Below are 22,011 nucleotides of genomic sequence, written 5' to 3'. Positions count from 1 at the left end.
AGTTCTTTTATATTTGCCTGATAATCTGGTTCACTAGTTGACAACAGATGGTACTTCTTTGTGCGCTCATCACAGGACTTTCTAATAAACCCTTTGAGATACATTCATTTATATGGAGAACTTCATATTTCATTTCATAGCGGCATGGGTAGATGATACGCTTGATATGATCTTGCTGGATGATACGATATTCTCGTGCTTTCCAATATAAAGGAACTTCAATATAGCCATTTGTGAAATAAAAAATGGCTTGTTTTTTTGTGTCGCCTTTCATGGAAATCGTGCTGTTGATGAGTACATCATCCATAATCATAGAAATACTTACACGATTGCATGTGCCATTTTCTTCTTTCGTGCCTAATGCACTTACATGAATCGTATTTGGCTCTATCAAATAATCCAGCAACTCAATGGTATAATTGGCACTTCCATATACGACACCACCCTGCATTGGATCATGCATCCATGTGGCAGTTGGATTAGGAAAACTGGAAGATAAGGATACTTGATGTAAATCGCCCAGCTGTTTTGTTTTAATGATATGATAGATATCCTGCATCACAGGCAGAAACAAGCTTTTTTGTGCTTCCATCAGGAAACATCCTTGTTTTCTGGCGTAATAGAACAGATCTTTTCCATCTTCTGGATCTAAAGCAATAGGTTTTTCACATATAACATGTTTTTTATAGGATAAAGCTTTTTTGATTTCTTTTACATGATTCGCATTGTTATTGGAAATATATACGATATCCACATCAGGGTCTAGATATACTTCTTCATAAGATCCATATGCTTTTGGTATTGCATATTGCTTCGCTTTTTCTTGTGCTTTTATCAAACTTCGTGATGCGATTGCTTCAATGATATCCCCGTTTTCTAATATGCCATGGAGAAAACGATCTGTGATGCTGGCACAGGATATCAAACCATAGTGTAATTGCATAATCATCACCTCTTGGCTTTATTATAACGCAAGGAGAACCATGCGTATAGGAGGATTTTTGTAATATTTCCTGGGAAAATTACTGAAAGTCTTTCAAAATTGTGATATTTTATGAAAATGATTGTGAACTCGACTATTTTCCTCTATAATATAACCTGGTGATTAATGTGAAAGAATATATATTAAAAGAAAAAGAAGACGGCACAAAGATAACAGTACGCCAGCTTCAATTAGTACTGTTACAGATGCTGAAGGATATAGATGAAGTATGTCAAAAAAATGATATTCCTTATTGGATGACAGGAGGAAGTGCTCTTGGCGCCGTTCGTCATAAAGGATTTATTCCATGGGATGATGATGCGGATATTGGTATGATGAGAGAAGATTATGAACGCTTCCTGAAAGTTGTGAATCAGCTTGGAGATAAATATGTAATCCAAAGTTTTGAATCACACAAGGAATATAACGTATTGATTCCGCCTATGAAGATTCGATTGAAAGGTACATATTGTAGAGAAGCAAATTTCCTTTTGAAAAATAAATGTAAAGACAGTGATGGAATTTTTATTGATGTCTTTATTATTGATCACGTAAGTGAAAATCAGACGAAGGATGTTTTCTGGAGATGTCGTAATGGGTTGTTAATGGTATTGATTGCCTTTTTTGAAAACCTGCATATCAATCCTTATCTGTTGAAAAAACGTTTTGTACGCAATGCGAAGAAATATGGAGAAATCAATAAAAACAGTCCAATGGTTGGCTATGATCTGACATGGACCTTTAATTCTTTTTTCCATCCGGTAACTTATCCATATGACAGTATTTTTCCTGTTCAGTATGTGGAATTTGAAGATACAAAACTGCCCATTCCAAAGAATGCGGACTATATGTTGAATGCAGAGGTTGGCGCAAATTATATGAGTTTTCCACCAGAGAAAGCACAAGCACCAAAGCATATCAAAGATATTGAATTATAAAGGAGGACGAAACGATGGCATATGCACCAAGACAAAGAAAATACCGTATAAAATTAAAAATACTGATTCCACTGTTATTGCTGATTGCTCTTGTGATTTATGCCGGTGTTTCTGTCTTTTTAGTAAAAGAAGAAAAAAAGACCTCTTTTACGGTATGTGGTTTTACACCGGAGAAAACGGTATCTGTTTTAAATAAAAAAAGTGCCGAAATCATGAGTGTATCGGATTATCTATATTATGGAGAATCCTTAAATCTTTTTGATCAAAGCTATTCTCCACTTCATAAAGATACGATGGCTAGTAAATCTGTGGTTCTGCATAATGTATGTGATGATAGTGAAGTGACAATGTCCATGGGGAATACAGTGGATCAGAAAATTGTCTTACAAAACATCAAAGATGGATTTTATGAAGTCAATGTGATTGATAATATGATAAAAAAACGTGTTGTATTTGCCAATCCTGTGGAAAGCAATACCTTTACCACCGCAAAAAGAAATGGCAAGGTACAAAATGTCAGTATTATCGCAGATAAGGATCTTTTAAAAGATCAGAATATCATAATGGATCAAAACTATATGTTTTTAAATATCACTAGTAAAGAAGCAGATGATGATCAAATCGATGTTTTGATAGATCCTTATGGAATGAATGTCGATGTACAAAATGTTCCAGACAAAGGAAATGAAGCCAATGGTCTGGTGGAAAATGATGAAATGTATGATGCGGCAGTAATTATGAAAAAAGAACTTGAAAGTTATGGTCTGCGTGTAGAAATCACAAAGGATAGTAAAGATCAGGTCATTGAAACATATGGAGAGGATGGTCGTCTTTCAAAAGGATATAAGAAACAGGCAAAATATTATCTTTTCCTGCGGTTCAATGCAAATCCATCAAGTGAAGCCAATGGTATGGAAATTTGGCATTCATCCTATAGCAGCGCTACACTTGCCCGTAATATGATGTATTATATGGAAAAAGACAAGGTAGTGAAAGCTGGCTCCTTGTATTATACCAATCCTAGCTGGCCTGGAATCGTCACAACAAGCTTGACCCAAGGACGTTTGGATAATGAAACGATTTATGATTTAAACCTGCAGTTAAGGGAAAGTGGAGGTCGTGCCACACTTGCTGGGCGATATTCACAAACGAGTGCAGAAGCCAACAAGAGCTTTAAAGATGCCAATGGCATGCAGGGTGTAGAGCTTGATTTCGCATATATCACAAATGAGGAAGATGCCGCAAATTGGAAGAAAAATAAAGAGAAAATAGTAAAATCATGTGCAAAAGCATTTGCATTAAGTATTAATGTACTTGAAGGATAAAATTAATAAAGAGATAGATAGGTGATGATTATGAAGTATCAGATTCATAAGGGAACAAAACAATTCGGTGCGGATGTCATCTTTGAAGATATTCAATTTGAAATCCGTAATACGGAAAAAATCGCAATTGTCGGAAGAAACGGATGTGGAAAAACCACACTATTGAAAGTGATTGCGGATATAGAGCATTTGGATAAAGGAGAAATTCATGCAGAGAGTGCCTTAACCATTGGGTATCTTGCACAGACGACCTTTTCTAATGAGAATGCCCTTGTGGAAGATGAATTAGAACATGCATTTGATAAAGTAAAAGAGCTTGGAAAACAATTAGAGCTTGCGACTACACAGATGAGTGAGGATCCAAGTGAAGAAAATATGAATCGTTTTGCGAATCTACAACAGCGTTTTGAAGAAATGGGAGGTTATACCTATCATTCAGAACTGATGACGATTTTCACAAAATTTGGTTTTCAGGAAGAAGATTTAAAACGAAGCATAGCAACTTTTAGTGGTGGTCAGAAAACAAGACTTGCTTTTGTGAAACTGCTGCTTAGCAAACCTGATGTATTGTTGTTAGATGAGCCAACAAACCATTTAGATATTGATACGATTGAATGGCTGGAAGGCTATGTAAAACGTTATCCTAAAGCAGTTGTACTGGTATCTCATGACCGTATGTTTTTGGATGATGTCGTTGATGTTGTTTATGAAATTGAATATGGTGTCATGCGTCGTTACCCAGGCAATTATACCAATTATGTCAATGCCAAAAAAAGTGATTTGGAACAGCAGAAAAGTGCTTATGTCCGCCAGCAAAAAGAAATTCAACGTATGGAAGAACTGATTGAAAAGTTCCGTTATAAAAAGAATAAAGCAGCATTTGCGCAAAGTAAAATCAAATATTTAGACCGTATGGATCGTATCGAAGACCCAAAAAGCGATGAAAAAACGTTTAAGGCTCGTTTTACGCCAAATGTTCGTGGTGGAAAACGAGTATTGGAAGTCAAAGATTTAACCATTGGCTATGATCATCCTTTATGTACGGTCAATTTAGAAGTTATGCAAGGGCAAAAAGTTGCCATCATTGGACCGAATGGAAAAGGAAAATCAACCTTGATGAAAACCCTGATGCAGCAGATACCACCTTTATCTGGTGGCTTCTTACTAGGTCATCAAATTGAAATTGGCTATTTTGATCAGGAGCTTGCCCAGTTTGATACGACTAATACCGTCATAGAAGAAGTATGGAAAGACTTCCCAGATTTAAATCGTACAGAAATCCGTACAGCGCTTGGCTGTTTCTTATTTAGCGGTGATGATGTGTTTAAAACCGTTGATTGTTTATCTGGTGGAGAAAAAGTGCGTTTAAGCTTTGTGAAACTGATGTTATCTCATCCTAATTTTCTTATGATGGATGAGCCGACTAATCACTTGGATCTGATTGGCAAAGAAGCTTTGGAGGATTCCTTAAGTGAATATGAAGGCACCATGCTGTTTGTCAGCCATGACCGATATTTTATCAGTAAACTAGCTACTGCTATTCTTGTGATTGATGATGGAAAAGCAACTTACTATCCATTAACATACAATGAATATATGCACAAAGAACCAATTCAGGTGGTAAGTGCCAAAGAAGTCAAGGTAGAAGAAAAGCCAAAACGCCAAATCAATTATGGAAAAGAAATCAGTAAGCTGGAAAAGAAAATCGAAGTCAAAGAAAAAGAATTGGAAGATTTAAGAGAATTACGTTTTGATCCAGAATATTATCATGATGTAAAGAAGATGGATGCTTTAGATGCCCAAATCGATGATGTTCATAATGAGATTGAACATTTGATGGAGCAATGGGAAGAATATAGTGAGCTTATGGGATAAAGAAAAAACGATGAATTTCATCGTTTTTTTATGCTTCTTTGGGCGTAATTACAGCTGATACACGCAACCAATATATAAAATAATGTAACATATAATGGATAAAAGGTAGCCTGTTCTTTAATGAAAAAAGCACTGTGAAATAAAGCAATCAAACTGTACCCATCTAAAAAATGAAAGCCTATGAAATACAAGATCAAAGGAAAAATTACAGTCAGTGTAAAAAAGAAAATGACATAAATTTGTTGTTTTAATTTTACGGATAAGCCGAATATGATGCAGACAGCACTCTCTATGGCAATCAATTTACAACACCACATGATTATTAAAAACTGTAATATGCTCATACCTTCTGGCAATGTAGAAAAATATGTGAAAGAAGTAATTGAGGCTTGTATGTTTGATAGACCATACATTTCATACACATGATAAAAATCAAAAGAAAATGCTAATAGTGTAAAAATCAGGCCACATATAAGTGCAATACTTAGCTTCACTTTAAATAAATGATACCTTCCTTTACTTGTCGTGTAAATCAACTGGTCATGATGTTGATGATATTCATAGCATTCAAAATTAGATAGCATCAAAATAAGAAAAGTTAAAGCCAATATGGCCGGGATGGCATTGGCATGATCTTGAAAGAACAGGTATTCATATCCAAAAGGAACCATCATCCGACGATTTTTACCTTCTTTCACATATTGATATTGCGCTTTTATATTCGCAAATGTTTCTTCACCATATAACTGTTGTGTGAGTGGTTCTATCATCTTTTGTAATTCTTGTTTTGAAATTTTATGCATATCATATTGTTTTTGCAGCTCATTTATTTGATGATGCAGCTGCTCATAATATACATCCTGTTTATTTATAAACGCATCTTTTTGTTGGCTAGGTAATCCAGATAATTCTTTCATATAGGAAATCCACTGACGCTGATCTTGTGATATATATGTTTGATGACTTGTAAACGTATATCCCTGAAGTATGAAAAATAAAATTAGAAAAATGATTCCTTTTTGTACCCATAATAGTTTGTAACATTCCTGTTTCCATAAAGATAAAGCAAATGTATGATGGCTTAACAAATTCAAATTATCATTTGTCGATAACACAAGATTTCTTTTCTTTGTATAAGCAAGAACGCATGCGATAAATCCCAAACACAATAATGTAATCATGCATATAAATGATAGGAATTGTAAAGACAGTGGATATTGAAAAATATTCAGATTGCGGTATATTTGATACAAGTTGTCTGTTTCAAGGAAATTGAAAACATTTAGATATTTTAATAACTGCCATCTGGTATTTGCTGGAATATATTGATAGCATACACCTTCTATACCAAGAAAAACCAAAATGATTGTAAAACAGCTCAGGCGATGTGAGGATAAAACGGCAATCATTAACATGAAAAAGCCAATCATGGATGCAACCAGCCATTTCGTTGTGAAAAAGAGAAAGAAAAACTGTTTGATTGTGATAGAAAGTGTACTTTGTGAATAAGAAGCCAAAGATATCAAACTGGCATTTAGATTTCCAAGTCCACAAAAAATCTGCATGTATATAAGATTAGACAGATACATCATACTTGAAAAACATAAAATGGATATACTCATGATTATGCATTTTGAAATAATTGTTTCCAGATATCCTCGTTTGGTTGTTTTTACGATAGAAAATAGATGCCGGCTTTTTTCTTCCATAATCATAGAAGATGCAATGACCATCATCATAATCAAAATCAATATATCGGTAATTGGTGCGTGTGTTGCATCTTTTATTCCTTTTTCCAGTTGATAGGTGATAATACAATCAGACATCTTTTCAAAATCATGGGAAGTCTTTATGATATTTCTGGCAGAAAAACTATCTTTTTGTGAAAAAATTGATATGGAGGATATCGCATCAGCTTTTTGTCTGATATCTTGAAGCTGTGCTTTATAGTGGTATAAAGTATCCATCTCCTTGCGTATGGTATGCATAAATTCAGCTTCCAGTTCTAATGAATCCGTGAAATATGGGGTATATTGTAAAAAGTCATTTCCATATGTTTTTTCAATATCTGGATATTGGCTCTGTAAAACAGCGAGTTGATTTGTTTCTTTATGCTGCTTTAATGACTGCATTTGTGAAAGTATTTCAAATGCTTGGATTTGATCATCATAATTACATATATATGTATAACGTTTTTCATTAGGCAACGTATTTAATTTTACCTGTAAGGTTTGATACGCATGTAAAGGTATATTTTGACTTTGTTCAAGATAGGCGAATATTCCTAGATTCATACAGAAAATGATTATCATCAGTGCAATAAAATTAGGTTTATGCCATAATTTATAAGCCTCCATTTTTAATATGGAAATCATAGCGTTTCTTCCTCTTTGAACAAACTTAGATATACGTCTTCTAAAGATTCAGCATGGGGATGCTCTTGTATCAGTGTATCCACGCTGCCTTGGGCAATGATATTTCCTTTTTTCAAAAAGATGACTTCTTTTGCAATACTTTCCACATCATTTACTACATGTGTTGCAATCAGTAAGATATGATCTTTTGCAAGTGCAGCAAAAACGTTTCGTAAAGATACACGTTCTTTTGGATCAAGACCAGCGGTAGGTTCATCAAAAAGTAATAATGCTGGATGTCCCAATAAGGCCTGTGCCACTAACATACGTTGTTTCATACCACCAGAATAAGCTTTACATTTTTTCCATAACTCATTCTCCATATTGACCAAACGCGCAACTCTTTCCACTTCAGATGCTATCTCTTTTCTTGGAATATTTTTCAAAAGCGCCATATAGGTTAAAAAGCGTTTTCCACTAAATTCATCATATAATCCCTGTTGTTGAGGCGCATAGCCAAGAATATCAAAATAGCTTTTATTCAGTTGATAAATGTTTTGATGCTTCCATAATATTTCACCTTCATCCATTTTCAATTGATCACATAAGATATTCATTAATGTTGATTTACCAGCACCATTTGGACCAAGCAGGGCATAAATTCCTTCATCTAATGTCAGATTGATGTTTGAAAGTGCAATGGTATTATGATAAGCTTTTCTTACGTTTTTAATTTCAAGCATATATTTCTCCTTATTGTGTACTGATGGTATCAAAGGTTTCAAACTGATCTTTATTTGCCCAAAAATCATCTTTTGATATACTTCCATAATAGGCTTTATCTAGTGTATATTGATCAGTACCTGCCCAGGTTTTTTCTGCGTGCTGGTCATGATCATAATATACGAAGAAGGCGTCTTTGGTTTCACCAAGTATGTCCATAGGCTCATTTGGCTGATGTTTCATCAAGGTCAATGGAGTAAGTTTTTTATCATTGAGTGATAACGTATAGGAAGTAATATATTCTTGGGCATCATTCCATGCCTGAATGATCGCCTTACCATCCCATATCTCTGAAAGAATATATTGATAATCATTTGGCATCTGCGCAATGATTTGATCTTTTGCGTCCTTTAAGGAAACTTCATGTATGGCATTATCAAGATCATAATACAAGTTATCTTGATAAGATAAACAAGATGATTTTGTATTAACTGGAATATATTCATCCATTTTCTGTTCATCGATATGATAACTTGTAAAATTTAATTTTGCATTTCTTGCGACTGTTTCATATTCATCAAATTTTTTCTCCTGTAACAGTTTGTTGATATCTTTTTGATATATATTTTTGGATAGAAGGATATCTCGTTTGTTAACACCTTGAATTTTCATATCATGAAAGTCCATGATGGTTTCTTGTTCACCATTTGTTAGATCAATTCGATATAATTTGGAATCTACTGTGTAATTCATATGGGTATTTTCATTCTTAGAGATAATATCTTCTTTGGCTAAAGGAAGATATACATAACGTTCATCTGTTATGACACGATTATCATCAAATGAATATCCTTCAGGTAATGTACAAAGCGTTTTTTTGTTTTTTCCATCAAGATCCATTTGTATAATAGAACCAGTCTGTGAACTGGATTCTACTGTTAAATCATTTCCAATTACCATACCGCCTGTACTCATATGAATTTGATATATATGCTGATCATGAAGGAAAACATAATCATTCATGGAATCTTTCACAAAGGATGTACAACTATCATCTATATGTTTACATTGTGGTTGATCACATAAAAAAATCTCTTTTTTGGATGCATAATCATAATAATAAATATTTGCATAGGTTATATGATCAACATCTCTTAAAGCGATATGATATAATCCTTTCTCATTTCCATCCCCACGATATAAATATTTCATTTGCAATGCCTCTTTTGGTGTTTCTTCTTTTTGTTCATTTGGCTTCGCTGTTGGCGTTGTTGTGTTACTTTGGCATGCAGATAATACAACGCTCATTAATAAAATCATGCCTGTTTTAAATCTTTTCATTTTCTTCACCTCAAGCTCATCCTAACAATGACATGTATCAAATTTGTATCAAAAAAGAAACAGCCTGCACTGTTTCTTACTGCATAATGATTGCATTATATATTTTAGAATGTTGACCAATCGGACAGATTCCCACATTTAATTCATACTGTGGTTCTCCTACTTGTGACATATCACAATAAACCTGAATTTTCGCAGAATAGGATTCATACCCATAAGCAGTATATTGCCAGTCATCTAAATCCTCCAAGCCTAAATATTGAATATATGCCCATGCAATTGCTTTTAATTCCTCAGAGGTTTTTGGAGTCATTGTGCGATAAATCGATAGTTTACTTATTTTATGAACATCTTTTAATAAAATAAAATTAGCACTCTCACTACCATCTTTTCTGATTTCATAAATTTGGGATAAAGGAAAGACATTTTGATTTTTCTTGAACCGAGTATTTAGATATCCAAAATTTAATGAAAAATGTTGATCACTTAGCTGCAATTCTTCAGGCTTTAAAACTTTATATGTTAATAATGCGTTGATTTCTTCCTCATAGATTTTTTTCATATCTATTAGTTTTTCTTGAATATCCTTATCATAAACAGAGATATCTGTATAATCATAATTAAAATAATCATTATCTACAGAACTATAAAATTCATTATAGATAGAAGCTATAATCGGATGTTTTTTCAATACGATATCATCAATGGATGTATGTGGCATTGCATAGCTTTTTGTTTGATCCATATAGTCCTGGACTTGAAATAACAATAAGGGACAAAGGATGGTAAGCACCATCACAAGGAAGCATACAATTTTAATTTTCATGAGGTATCACCTCCAGCATAAAACTAAGTGTTGTTCCTTTATCAGGAATCGACTTTATATCCAGATGACTATGATGAATATCAAGAATGCGTTTCACAATACTTAAACCTAGTCCTGCACCACCCTGTTTTCTGGTTCTAGATTTATCTGCCATATAAAATGGCTCTAATGCCATTTCTACATCTTTTTCATTCATACCAATGCCTTCATCAATAATCGAAAATTGATACATCCTTTCATAAACCACGCCTTTGATCAGCACTAGTTGTCTATCTGATGAGGCTTTGATGGCATTATCTATCAGATTACGCAACATGGTAAACAATAATTCTTGATTGGATAAGACAACTGCAGATGCGCAGATAAATTCTAAACGGCAGGAGCAGTTAGTGCCTTGATAGTATTTTTTTAAAGCAGTGATGATATCATCCACACATACATTACATAATGCTGGTGTATTTTCATTCAACGATAAAAGATCCATCATGGTATGTGATAAACTATTCAGACGTTTTCCTTCCGTATAAATATAGTCGGCAGCCTTTCTTCTGGTTTCCACATCACAATCGTATGTTCTTAACATATCCGCAAATCCTAAGATTGCCGTCATTGGCGTCTTGATTTCATGGGAGAAGCTGCCCATAAAGGCTTCTTTAGCTTCTGCCTGTTGTTTTAATTGTGTCATGTTGGCTTCAATGGCATCTGCCATATGATCAAAGCTTTTACTTAGTTCACCAACTTCATCATCACTTTGAATATTAGTACGCTCCTTATAATTTCCCAAGGCGATATGCTGGCTTGTTTCATTCAGCTTTTGAATCGGTTTGATCAGATAGTGGCTAATATATTGTAATAATAAATAAGAAAACAGTAAAATACAGGCATCAATGATCAAGAAACTTTGAAACTGGCGCGTACGTTCCTGATAAACATCCTCTATATTATAAGCCGCACTAATATACCAGTGAAGATTGCCGGCAGTTAACTTTGAGGTGAAAATACTATATGCTGCTGTATTTGTATCCAGGATATAATATGTATCAAATGCATCTTTTTTCAACTTTTTATAAAGCACAGACGACATGTCAGAATAAATCACATCTCCATGTTCATCATATAGTACGTATCCTTCATTTTGACGATTTTTCATACTGTTGTTTTGTTGCAGGTAATACTTAAAACGCTCATTCATTTTATCTGAATCATTTCCCTTATCTGTTAAATGATCTAAACTGTCCTGTACCAGTTTTGATTCTAATGCATTTACTTCGATTTCATGGGCTGAAAGCTTTTGTTTTAAGGTTTCATCCAGCAGATGTCTCTGATTTTGATATAGCATGATCGTAGAACCAAGAGAAAAGACGATGGCAATGGTAGTAATACAGCTAAAAACAATTTTAGAAGAAAGCTTCATTACTTCACCTCCAGTAGATAACCGATTTTATATACCGTTTGAATATAATTATGCCAGTTTAGTTTCTTACGCAGTCGTTGAATATGTAAATCTAGTGTCCTGGTTTCCTCCACGCCTTCCTGTTCCCAAACCTTTTCATAAAGGGTTTCTCGATATAAAGCAATATTACGGTTCTGTACAAGATATAATAATAAATCATATTCTTTATTTGTTAAAGAGATGACTTTGCCATTTTGTTTGACAACATGGGATGATGTATAGATTACAATATCCAACACATGAATTTCTTCCAATCCTTTATGATATCTTCTTAGTACACTTTCTACACGTGCCAATAATTCATCAATAGCAAAGGGTTTTACCAGATAATCATCAGCCCCCATATGAAGCCCTTTTACTTTATCTTTTACACAGCCTTTGGCTGTAATGAAAATCACAGGAATTTTAAGAGGCTCCACATAGCTCATAAATTCATAACCATCAACTTTTGGCAGCATAATATCTAAAAGAATCAGATCAAAAGAGTGTTGCTCCACAAGATCAGCAGCAATCTCACCATCTTGTGCATAGGTGCAGGTATAGCCTGCTCTGGTTAAATTTAAAATCATCAAATCCGCAATTGCGCGTTCATCTTCTACGATTAATATTTTCATGTTTATCACCCTGTCATAGTATTTACGATGAATGTATCAAAGTTGTATCATTTCTATTTTACCATGATATGTGTATAAAAACACAAAAGGCGTGCATCTTAACAACAGGTGATAAGATGAACTATCAAAATAAAATACAAATGATCAATGAACAAATGCATATCAAAGAAAACTTTGATATCGTCAGAAAACCATTAAAGGTACAAGATACTTCTATGAGTTTATACTTTGTGGATGGATTTGCGAAAGATGAAATTCTAGAAAAGATGATGGAGTTTTTATTAAAGGCAGATATCAAAGATACCATACAAAAAGAAAGTGTACAAAGCTTCTGCGACCGCTTTTTATCCTACTTGGAAGTGGATGTACAACCTGATATGAAAACATGTATTACAGCTGTATTGAGTGGTTCCATTTTACTTGTTGTGGAAGGTTATGAAGAAGGAATCATCATTGATGCCAGAACGTATCCAACCCGCAGTATGCAGGAACCGGAAGAAGATAAAGTATTAAGGGGTAGCCGGGATGGGTTTGTGGAAACCCTGATATTTAATACTGCACTTATCAGACGAAGAATAAGGGATACTCGTTTACATATGGAATATACAAGTGTGGGAAGTGAAAGTAAAACAGATATTGTTTTATGTTATATGGAGCATCTGGTGGATCAAAAGATGTTAGCAGATATCCGTGAAAAATTAGCCAATATTCATGTAGAAGCTTTAACCATGGCACAGGAAAGCATTGCGGAAGCACTTGTTCCTCATAAATGGCTGAATCCTTTTCCAAAAGTACGATACACAGAACGCCCAGATGCTGCCAGCTCCAATATTCTGGAAGGAAAAATCGTTTTAATGATTGATAACAGTCCAAGTGTACTGCTGCTTCCAACCAGTTTCTTTGATTTTATCCAAGAAGCACAGGACTATTACTTACCGCCAGTGACTGGAAGTTATATGCGCATCATACGTATTCTGGTCTTTTTATTGACCCTGTTTGTGACACCTATCTGGTATTATTTCAACTGCAATCCAGATCTATGTCCTGCATGGTTTCGCTTTACACTCATTCAGGATACCATGAATCTGCCTGTAATCGTGCAGATGCTGGTGTTGGAATTTGGTATCACCGCTTTAAAAATGGCAAGCTTAAATACACCAAGCTCCCTTAACAGCTCCTTTAGTATTATCGGTGCATTGATCTTAGGTGATTTTGCGATAGACTCTGGCTGGTTGGCACCAGAAATCATTTTATATATGGCGTTTGTGGCGCTTGCTAACTTTACCCAGCCCAGTGTGGAATTAGGCTATGCTATCAAATTTATGCGTATCTTAATGTTACTATGTATCGCAATTGTACCACGTTTTGGATTATGGATTGGATTGATAGTTGTCCTCATTATTTTATGCAGTACTAAAACAATCACAAATACATCCTATCTGTATCCTTTGATTCCTTTTCATCCACATGATTTTAAGATGATTTTTGCGAGAAAGAAATTACGCAGTCGATATAAAAAGTAAGAAGAAATAATATTGACATTTGTTCGTTGCATATCTATAATATATTTACATAAGTTCGATGTATAACGAACAACTGTTGAGGGATAGATATATGAAAATAATGATGTATGCAATGAGAAAAACATTTCGTGCTATGATGAAATGGAAAAAAAGCTTGTTTATAATGATATTTTTTATGTGGGTAAGTGGTGTGCTTACTCCTTTTCTTCAGGTTTTGATGCCTAGTTTTTTATTATATCTAATAGAAACAGAAAGCTCTATTATCATGTTGCTATGGTTCGCATTACTATTTGGTCTTGTGACAGCATTTTTAGATAGTGTTTCCACATACTTAACACAGTTATATGATCCTAAGATGTATATTGTAAAATGTAAGCTGACGTTGGCTCTTTATGATAAAGCGATGAATACTCCTTATGCGCAAATGGAAGATATGGGATATCGGCAAAAATTAAATCGTGCGCAGAAAAATGGGATAGAATCAAATAATGTGGGCTTTGAATGTTTTATAAGAAATTTGATATTTCTATCAATTGCATTAACAGGATTTATATTATATGCTGCAGTATTTGGTTCTATTCAGATATGGCTGTGTTTTGTGGTGGTTTTATTATCTGTTTTCAGTATTTTTTTGATTAGCCGTGCACAAGCATATGAACATCAAAAGAAAAGTGAATATGCTATTGCCGATCAACAATTACAGTATTATCACCATAATGTAAAACTTCCTAAAAATGGTAAAGATATTCGGATTTTCCATATGCAGGATTATTTGATTCATAGAATAAAGAAATATCAGATAAAACGAATTCGTACCTTAAGTGATGTAGAACGAAAATATTTATATGCAAAACTTGGCACAACATTGTTATCTACAATACGCACGTTATTGGTATTTGGATATTTTATTTATCAGTTAATGCATGGTATGAGTATCTCAGCTTTTGTATTCTACACAAGTGCAGCTACAGCATTCTCTGGATGGATCAATCAAATTGTATCTTATTATAATGAAACCAAACGAGGAGCATTAGGAATTATTGATTATGAAGATTTTATGAATGAAGTGATACAAGATGACGAACAATGTATGAGTTTACCACAAGATGATTTAGAAATATGTTTTGATCACGTATATTTTTGTTATCCCGGGGCTAAAAAAGACACATTAAAAGATGTCAGTTTTACTGTCCATAAGAAAGAAAAAATTGGTTTAGTTGGCAGTAATGGAGCAGGTAAGACAACTTTAATGAAGTTACTATGTGGATTATATACACCAACGAAAGGACATATCTATATCAATGGAATCGATATACGTTATATCAAAAAAGAAGATTTATATTCTCATATCGCAGCAATCTTTCAAGATTCCAGTGTTATGGCATATTCTTTTAAAAAGAATGTGGCGTGTCTTCCCAAAAAACAAATTCAAATAGATAAAGTATTCGCATGTCTTGAAAAATGTGGATTAAAAGATAAAGTGGAAGCTTGTCTTCAAAAGGAAAATACGTATGTATCAAATATAATAAGTGAAGAAGGTACGATGTTAAGTGGTGGAGAACAGCAAAAATTAATGATGGCAAGAGCTCTGTATAAGGAAGCTAAAATATTAGTATTGGATGAGCCAAGCGCTGCTTTAGATGCACTTGCAGAAGCCTCACTATATGAAACGTATGAACAGGCAGCAAAAGAATGTACTTCAATTTTTATTTCTCATCGATTAGCTTCAACAAGGTTTGCAAATCGTATTTTATTGTTTGATGATGGAATTTTAAAAGAAGAAGGCAGGCATGAAGAATTACTTCAGAAGGATGGCTTATATAAAAAGATGTTTGATGCACAGGCCAGCTATTATCAAAAGGAGGAAAAGGAAGATGAAAGAACATATTAGAAGTATCATGACCATTTTAAAATTGATACATCAACAGCGTCCTTATACCTTATTACTTGGATTATCCTCTTCTTTTTTCAAATCTTTAGTAGCATATATACCTTTATGGTTTACATCATGGATAATCAATGTATTTACAGTACATGGTGTAAGTCAACAGCTGTGGGAACTTGTGTTCGTGTTAGCTGTTAGTATACTATGTTGTGAAGGTTTGCAATATATATTAGAATTTCGTCTGCATATTGCTGTAAAAGAACTTGAATTGCAATTAGAAAAAAATATTAGTGAGAAGGTTATGTATTTAGCCTATGATCGATTAGAAGATAAAGATAGTTTAGATATGATTGAAAGGGCAAAAGATGGATTATCACAAAGTGGTGGTGTCATTGCCATGATGTCACAATTTTCATCTTTGCTGGAAACTTTATTTACAATTATAATGTCATTGGCTTTGTTACTATATCTATTACAATGTCATAGTTCTAACATAAGTGGTATCTTTGCTTTCTTTGATTCTATATGGGCTGGGGCAATTATATTATTGATGTTGCTTGGTTATATTTGCTTTGGAAATTATCTATCTCGGAGTTTTGAAAAGGCTGGTCAAACATTTTTTGTTCAAAATACGAAATTAAGTCGTGAAAATGATTATTATTGCAATGAGGTTGCATTGAATTCAGCTATGGCAAAAGATATTCGTATTTTTCAAATGCAAGAAGCGGTTTTAGAAGAGATGGAACAACGTCAAAAGAAATCCTTAAAATACTTTACGATTTTTATTAAGCGCATTGCAGGATTGTTTACGGAAAGTGTTTTCTTTGGAAATATGATCAACACAATCTTTTATATGCTTATTATCATAAAGGTTTATTTTCATTCCATACCCATTGGCGATTTTGTAACATATGCAGGATCTATGGCAAAATTAAATAATGCAATTTCAACTTTTCCCATTATATATACAGATTTACACATGAAGGTTATCTATATGATGTATTATGATGAATTCTTAAAGTTGCCAGATCAAAGGATGCAGGATAAAAAGGCGATTCAATTAAATGAAGAATCCATTATTACATTTAATCACGTAAGCTATCGCTATCCACATAGTGAATCTGATATTTTAAAGGATATCAGCTTTACACTACAACCAAGAAAGAAAACAGCAATTGTAGGACAAAATGGTGCTGGCAAGACAACCTTAATCAAATTGCTATGTGGGCTATATAAACCAACAAGCGGGCAGATTCTGATTGATGGAACACCTGTTAATAGTTCTCAATTATCAGCCTTGCAAAATAATTTTGGCGTTGTATTTCAAGATTTTACACTATTTGATGGAATGTTAAAAGATATCATCACAAATCAAACAGCAGAAAATGAAGAGAAAATTCTTGCCGTTTTAAAACAAAGCGGTTTTGAAAAAAGTTTTCAAAAACTATCAGTTGGAATATATACAAACATTGGAATTCAGGAAAATGGTGTGCAACTATCAGGTGGAGAAGCACAAAAGGTAGCAATTGCTAGAGCACTTTATGCAAATCGCCCATGGGTTATTTTAGATGAACCAACAGCAGCTTTAGACCCTCTTTCAGAAATTGAAATCTATACACATTTGAATGATTTGATAAAGGACAAGTCCGCAATTTATATTTCCCATAGAATGAGCAGTTGTCAGTTTTGTGACGACATTATTGTATTAGATAAGGGGAAAATCATACAAAGAGGAACTCATGAAATGTTATATAAAGAGCAGGGGTTATATCAGAAATTATGGAATGCTCAAGCAGACTACTTTAAATAAGCGAATCAGAATGATTAAAAATAAAGTTAAACTAGGAGGATATAAAAAATGAATGAGGTAACCATCGCTTCACCTAATCTGTTTTATGAAAGTCTGTCATTTTTAGAACGTGCGTATCATAAAGAAATAGAGTATGATGGAAATGATTATGAACAATTGTATAAGAGTTTATCAGCGAAGCAATTATTTGATGAAAGAAAACTGCATCGTAAAATAAAAGCTGCCAAAGCATTACAAAAAAAAGTGTGTAAATCAGTAAATCTTACACAGGAAGAGATACAGTTATATTTCAGTAGTGAAGGAGGGGGAACACGTAGCATTGCCAAGGCCCTGGCAGCTGCATATATAGATTATCAATGTACAGATCTAGAATATATGAAAAAACAAGCATACGCATTATGTGATACATATGGCTATTCATTATTCTTGTTTGCATTTTGTAAAGAGGATATGCTGGAACAGGAAGAAATAGAAAATAAAGATGTTAATTTTATGACATTTTTAAAACAAAAAAAAGATATCAGTGATAGCGATAAATGGAAGTTGGCGATGATATGTCAAGATATTAAAGGATATCTACGCACCTTATTTGATTTATTGGAACCAGCTGTTCATATGATGGAAAAAGAAATCCAACTATATACTTCCCTCATAATAGATTTTCAAGCATATTTACAAACAATAGTTGATAAAGAAATGGAAGCAGGCAAAGAGATTTCTATCCAAAGTTTTTGTGATGATGCATTCATGGATAAAGAAAGTATTGATAAAAAAATTATAATTTCGCCATCGATTGCAGAATTAAATGCGATTACTTGGGTAAAAAATAATAAAATAGATCAGGACTCCTGTATTTATTTTATCGGAATACTGATGGATGACTCATATCATCGGGAAAACCATGTATTATCAAGAGAAGCATTGCTTCAAAATCTCAAATTACTATCTGATCATAGTAAATTTGAAATATTAAAGTTATTACGTCATAAATCAATGTATGGTCAGGAGATTTGTGAACAGTTAAATTTATCTAAAGCAACTATTTCGCATCACATGGCAGCATTGAGTAGCGCAAATTTCATTACAATACGAGAAGAAAAGAATAGATTATATTATGATATAAATGAAACCTTTATCAATGATTTGTTACAGCATTTGTCAAAAGAACTTCTTTGAAATTCATACGAAAAAGACTATATCTGACTAATTATCAGATATAGCTTTTTTATGAAGCCGTTGTGCCATCTTCACAGATAACATCGTTTTTTTAGAGATTTCTTCAAAAGTCATTCCCTGATCATAAAAACGTTTTACTACTGCACTTAATGGTTCAGAAACTTCAATAATATGAAAATCAGGATCATAAAAGCGAAGTCCTCTTTGGCCCCATGCATGTTCTTTGATACCATGTACATATACAATATCATTACGAGCATCTAAAAGTTTCACAAATTCATCCAAATCTTCAGTTTCAAAATACAATTCATGATCATTTCCTTTATAAATGATGTGATCATTTGTTTTTTGAATAAAATCTTTCCAACTATCCTTTGTTTGAAAAGAAATACCACCTGTCATTACAAAATTCGCATTAAAATCTTGAATTACCCGCAGACCAAAAACTTCTTTGTAAAACGCTTTGGTTTTCTCTGCATCATTTACAACATATAAGCAACCACAAAATTTCATAATATCGCCTCCTTGCTTTTATACTAACATTTTAAATGATTTGAAAATTGTAAAAATCAGACATGTTTCATCCTGTATTCTGCGTTATAATAAATAAGAAAAGGGCGTGAGCTGATATGAATGAAAAAATAATTAAAATGAGCATTTTTGATATTTTATGTTTGCCTGTATTTTTATACACTTATGAATTACTGCCTGTACTATTCTGGATTGTTTTGATTTTGGTCGATAGCTATGAAATAAAAGAAATTGATATCAAAGGAATCATAGGAACACTAGATGATATACAGAAAACCGATAAAAGAATTATGATTTTATCCGTGGGATATATGATTGGCATTGGTATCATTGCGTTTAAAAATTTTGCTTTGGCAGGTATTTTGATAGTAAATGAATTATTAGTTTGTCTTGTATCCATTGTGAATTTGAATAATAACGAGAATAAAAACGATAAATGATGAAAACAGTTTCTGTAAATTAGATGGTATATTGAAAAAATAACCATCTTTTTTAATACTTTAACCACTATGAAAACGTATTCATGAATTACGATATGTTCACGTTTTGTAAACAAAGTTAAAAAAAGGACTTTTTATTGTAAATTTTGCCAGAAATATATAGTTAATGCTTACATTTTCACTAAAAATGCACATTCTTTCAATTAGATGTAAAAATTTTCAATAAAATTGTGAGAAAAAGTATCAAAATTATTGTAATTTTGTGTGAAGTAGTTTATAATTAGGAACATCAGGAATGATAGGAGGGTAATTTTTATGAAGAAAATGTTAAGCCTGCTGCTTGTAGGGTTAATGGCAGTATCTATGACAGGATGTGGCAAATCATCAAGTAATGAAGATCGTACATTAATCATAGGTAGTGAAAAATTTAGCCAAGCTTTCTTAAATTCAGAAGCCTTGGGAAACAGCGCATATGACAAAAACGTTCGTGATATGATCTATGGTTATGAAACATATGCGGTTGACAGTAATGGGGAGTTTCAGTTAAATGAAACCGCTATTAAGAAAGTAGACACAAAAGAAGAAAAAGTAGGAGATGTTACTAATAAAACATACACATTCACTTTGAATGATGGATTGAAATTTAGTGATGGATCTGAAGTAACAGCTGATGATTATTTGTTCCATATTATGATTGCAGCTTCTCCAGAGTTTAAAGAAAATGGGGACTCAACTGGTGAATATTTGTATGGATACGCAGATTATCACAATGGAAAATCAAAGAATTTTAAAGGTTTAAAGAAAATCGATGATAAAACTTTCTCATTGACAATTGATGGAACTTTACTTCCATATTTCTGGGAAACTTCATTCGTTGCAGTACGTCCAGATAGTATGAAAACACTTGCTGGTAAAGATGCTAAATTAGAAAGTTCAGATGATGGTGTATCTTTTGTTGGCGATATGGGTGCAGCAGTTACAAAATGGACAACTGATGAAATGAAAAACCCTAGTGTATCTAGTGGCCCATATAAATTCGTTTCTTATGAAAACGGACAGGTTAAATTAGAAATTAACGAAAACTTTGCTGGAGATCCAAGAGGGGATAAACCTTCAATTAAAAATATCGTTTTAAAAGAAATCAACTCATCTACAGATATGGATACTTTGATTAAAGGCGAAATTGATATTTTGAATGATGCAATCGAAGGCGATAAGATTCAAAAAGGTTTAGAAGATAAAAAATTACAATCAGTTAACTTTGATCGTAATGGATATGGAACATTTGCATATAAATGTAATTTTGGTCCTACAAAAGAAGCAGAAGTACGTCGCGCTTTGAACTTCATCATCGATAAAGATGAATTAGTTAAAAACGTAACTGGTGGTTACGGTACTACATTGAATTCTGAATATTCTACTGCTCAATGGGTATATACAAAAGCTAAATCTGATTTAGAAAAGAGTTTGAAATATAACTATGCATTCTCTTTAGACAAAGCAAACGAACAACTTGATCAGTCAAGCTATCACTTTGAAAAAGATGGTAAGACACCATTTGATGCTGAAAAAGCTGCTAAGGGAGAAAAAGACTATTATAGATACAATAGTAAAGGTGAAATTTTACAGATCAATCATTTAGGAACTGAAAACAATGCAGTAACTGATAACTTAGAATTGATGTTAACTCAAAATGCACCTAAAGTTGGTATTAAATTCACATTAACTAGAACAGACTTTGATGGATTAATGCAGAATTACTATTTTGATACTCAATTGAAAGAATCTGAAAAGATTTATCACACATTTAACTTAGGAAGCAATTATTCTGATGCACCAGATCCATATTATGCTTCATTCTCTAGTGATTATGTAAATACTACAGCTAATGCTTATAGAATTGCTGATAAGAAATTAGATGCTTTAATGCAGGATTTACGTCACACTGTAGCTACTGATAGAGATGGCTTCTTGAAAAAATGGATTGCTTATGAACAGTATTATAACGAATTACTTCCAATGGCTCCATTATATGCAAACACATATTATTGCTTCGCTGATAAGGACTTAGAAGGATTTGCACCAAATTCATTCCAGTCAATTTATCAGACGATTAGTGCTTTAAGTTGGAAATAAAATATTTATTTATAAGTAACAACAATTTAGGGAGATAGTAAGGTAATCTTGCTATCTTCCTTGTTATGTTATAAAGGTA

17 protein-coding genes are annotated in these 22,011 nt (G+C 33.2%); 9 read left to right on the top strand and 8 right to left on the bottom strand.

The annotated features are described in order from the left end of the window. Positions 1-7: 7 nt before the first annotated feature. Positions 8-943, bottom strand: a complete 936-nt coding sequence (locus tag DW761_RS14430; protein ID WP_117518544.1) for a Gfo/Idh/MocA family protein — start codon at positions 941-943, stop codon at positions 8-10. A 167-nt stretch (positions 944-1,110) separates the two neighbouring features. Here DW761_RS14430 and DW761_RS14425 point away from each other — a divergent pair, with 167 nt between their 5' ends. The 3 genes from DW761_RS14425 to DW761_RS14415 are packed head-to-tail and all read left to right on the top strand — an operon-like array spanning position 1,111 to position 5,120. Further along, positions 1,111-1,920 (top strand): LicD family protein, encoded by an 810-nt coding sequence (locus DW761_RS14425; protein ID WP_117518543.1) that lies wholly within the window; start codon positions 1,111-1,113, stop codon positions 1,918-1,920. Positions 1,921-1,934: 14 nt separating this feature from the next. Continuing rightward, positions 1,935-3,245: an N-acetylmuramoyl-L-alanine amidase gene (locus DW761_RS14420; protein ID WP_117518542.1), complete on the top strand. Its 1,311-nt coding sequence runs from the start codon at positions 1,935-1,937 to the stop codon at positions 3,243-3,245. Positions 3,246-3,275: 30 nt separating this feature from the next. Next, entirely contained in the window at positions 3,276-5,120 is a 1,845-nt protein-coding gene (locus tag DW761_RS14415) for an ABC-F family ATP-binding cassette domain-containing protein (protein ID WP_117518541.1), read from the top strand. A gap of 17 nt (positions 5,121-5,137) precedes the next feature. Here DW761_RS14415 and DW761_RS14410 read toward each other — a convergent pair whose 3' ends face one another. The 6 genes from DW761_RS14410 to DW761_RS14385 all read right to left on the bottom strand — a co-directional run bounded on the left by DW761_RS14410 (position 5,138) and on the right by DW761_RS14385 (position 12,431). Then, positions 5,138-7,495 (bottom strand): hypothetical protein, encoded by a 2,358-nt coding sequence (locus DW761_RS14410; protein ID WP_117518540.1) that lies wholly within the window; start codon positions 7,493-7,495, stop codon positions 5,138-5,140. Then, positions 7,492-8,217 (bottom strand): ABC transporter ATP-binding protein, encoded by a 726-nt coding sequence (locus DW761_RS14405; protein ID WP_117518539.1) that lies wholly within the window; start codon positions 8,215-8,217, stop codon positions 7,492-7,494. Before DW761_RS14405 ends, DW761_RS14410 begins: the two co-directional genes overlap by 4 nt. A 10-nt stretch (positions 8,218-8,227) precedes the next feature. After that, positions 8,228-9,538 (bottom strand): hypothetical protein, encoded by a 1,311-nt coding sequence (locus DW761_RS14400; protein ID WP_117518538.1) that lies wholly within the window; start codon positions 9,536-9,538, stop codon positions 8,228-8,230. A 76-nt stretch (positions 9,539-9,614) separates the two neighbouring features. After that, positions 9,615-10,364 (bottom strand): hypothetical protein, encoded by a 750-nt coding sequence (locus DW761_RS14395; RefSeq protein ID WP_117518537.1) that lies wholly within the window; start codon positions 10,362-10,364, stop codon positions 9,615-9,617. Further along, positions 10,354-11,778, bottom strand: coding sequence for a sensor histidine kinase (locus tag DW761_RS14390; protein WP_117518536.1), 1,425 nt, complete (start codon positions 11,776-11,778; stop codon positions 10,354-10,356). Before DW761_RS14390 ends, DW761_RS14395 begins: the two co-directional genes overlap by 11 nt. Beyond that, positions 11,778-12,431, bottom strand: a complete 654-nt coding sequence (locus DW761_RS14385; RefSeq protein ID WP_117518535.1) for a response regulator transcription factor — start codon at positions 12,429-12,431, stop codon at positions 11,778-11,780. Before DW761_RS14385 ends, DW761_RS14390 begins: the two co-directional genes overlap by 1 nt. Positions 12,432-12,547: 116 nt before the next feature. Here DW761_RS14385 and DW761_RS14380 point away from each other — a divergent pair, with 116 nt between their 5' ends. The 4 genes from DW761_RS14380 (at position 12,548) to DW761_RS14365 (ending at position 18,825) form a co-directional block, all read left to right on the top strand. Then, on the top strand, positions 12,548-13,954 hold the full coding sequence (locus tag DW761_RS14380; protein ID WP_117455475.1) for a spore germination protein: 1,407 nt from the start codon (positions 12,548-12,550) through the stop codon (positions 13,952-13,954). Positions 13,955-14,045: 91 nt separating this feature from the next. Next, positions 14,046-15,845 carry an ABC transporter ATP-binding protein gene (locus tag DW761_RS14375; RefSeq protein WP_117455473.1) on the top strand — a complete coding sequence of 600 codons (1,800 nt, stop codon included), beginning with the start codon at positions 14,046-14,048 and terminating at the stop codon, positions 15,843-15,845. Then, on the top strand, positions 15,829-17,649 hold the full coding sequence (locus DW761_RS14370) for an ABC transporter ATP-binding protein (RefSeq protein ID WP_117518534.1): 1,821 nt from the start codon (positions 15,829-15,831) through the stop codon (positions 17,647-17,649). The genes DW761_RS14375 and DW761_RS14370 overlap by 17 nt, the downstream gene beginning before the upstream one ends. Positions 17,650-17,697: 48 nt before the next feature. Further along, positions 17,698-18,825 (top strand): metalloregulator ArsR/SmtB family transcription factor, encoded by a 1,128-nt coding sequence (locus DW761_RS14365; RefSeq protein ID WP_117518533.1) that lies wholly within the window; start codon positions 17,698-17,700, stop codon positions 18,823-18,825. 27 nt (positions 18,826-18,852) lie between these two features. On the opposite strand, the gene DW761_RS14360 is transcribed toward DW761_RS14365, so the two are convergent. Continuing rightward, positions 18,853-19,338, bottom strand: coding sequence for a VOC family protein (locus DW761_RS14360; RefSeq protein ID WP_117455467.1), 486 nt, complete (start codon positions 19,336-19,338; stop codon positions 18,853-18,855). Positions 19,339-19,454: 116 nt separating this feature from the next. On the opposite strand from DW761_RS14360, the gene DW761_RS14355 reads away from it, so the two are divergent. Beyond that, positions 19,455-19,796 (top strand): hypothetical protein, encoded by a 342-nt coding sequence (locus tag DW761_RS14355; protein WP_117455465.1) that lies wholly within the window; start codon positions 19,455-19,457, stop codon positions 19,794-19,796. 315 nt (positions 19,797-20,111) lie between these two features. After that, positions 20,112-21,932, top strand: coding sequence for an ABC transporter substrate-binding protein (locus DW761_RS14350; protein ID WP_117518532.1), 1,821 nt, complete (start codon positions 20,112-20,114; stop codon positions 21,930-21,932). Positions 21,933-22,011: the final 79 nt, after the last annotated feature.

Origin of the sequence: Absiella sp. AM29-15 (genome assembly GCF_003434225.1) — a bacterium.
In the GTDB taxonomy this organism is placed as follows: Bacteria; Bacillota_I; Bacilli_A; order Erysipelotrichales; family Erysipelotrichaceae; genus Hoskinsella; species Hoskinsella hominis.
This window is presented reverse-complemented; position numbering and strand designations above follow the sequence as displayed.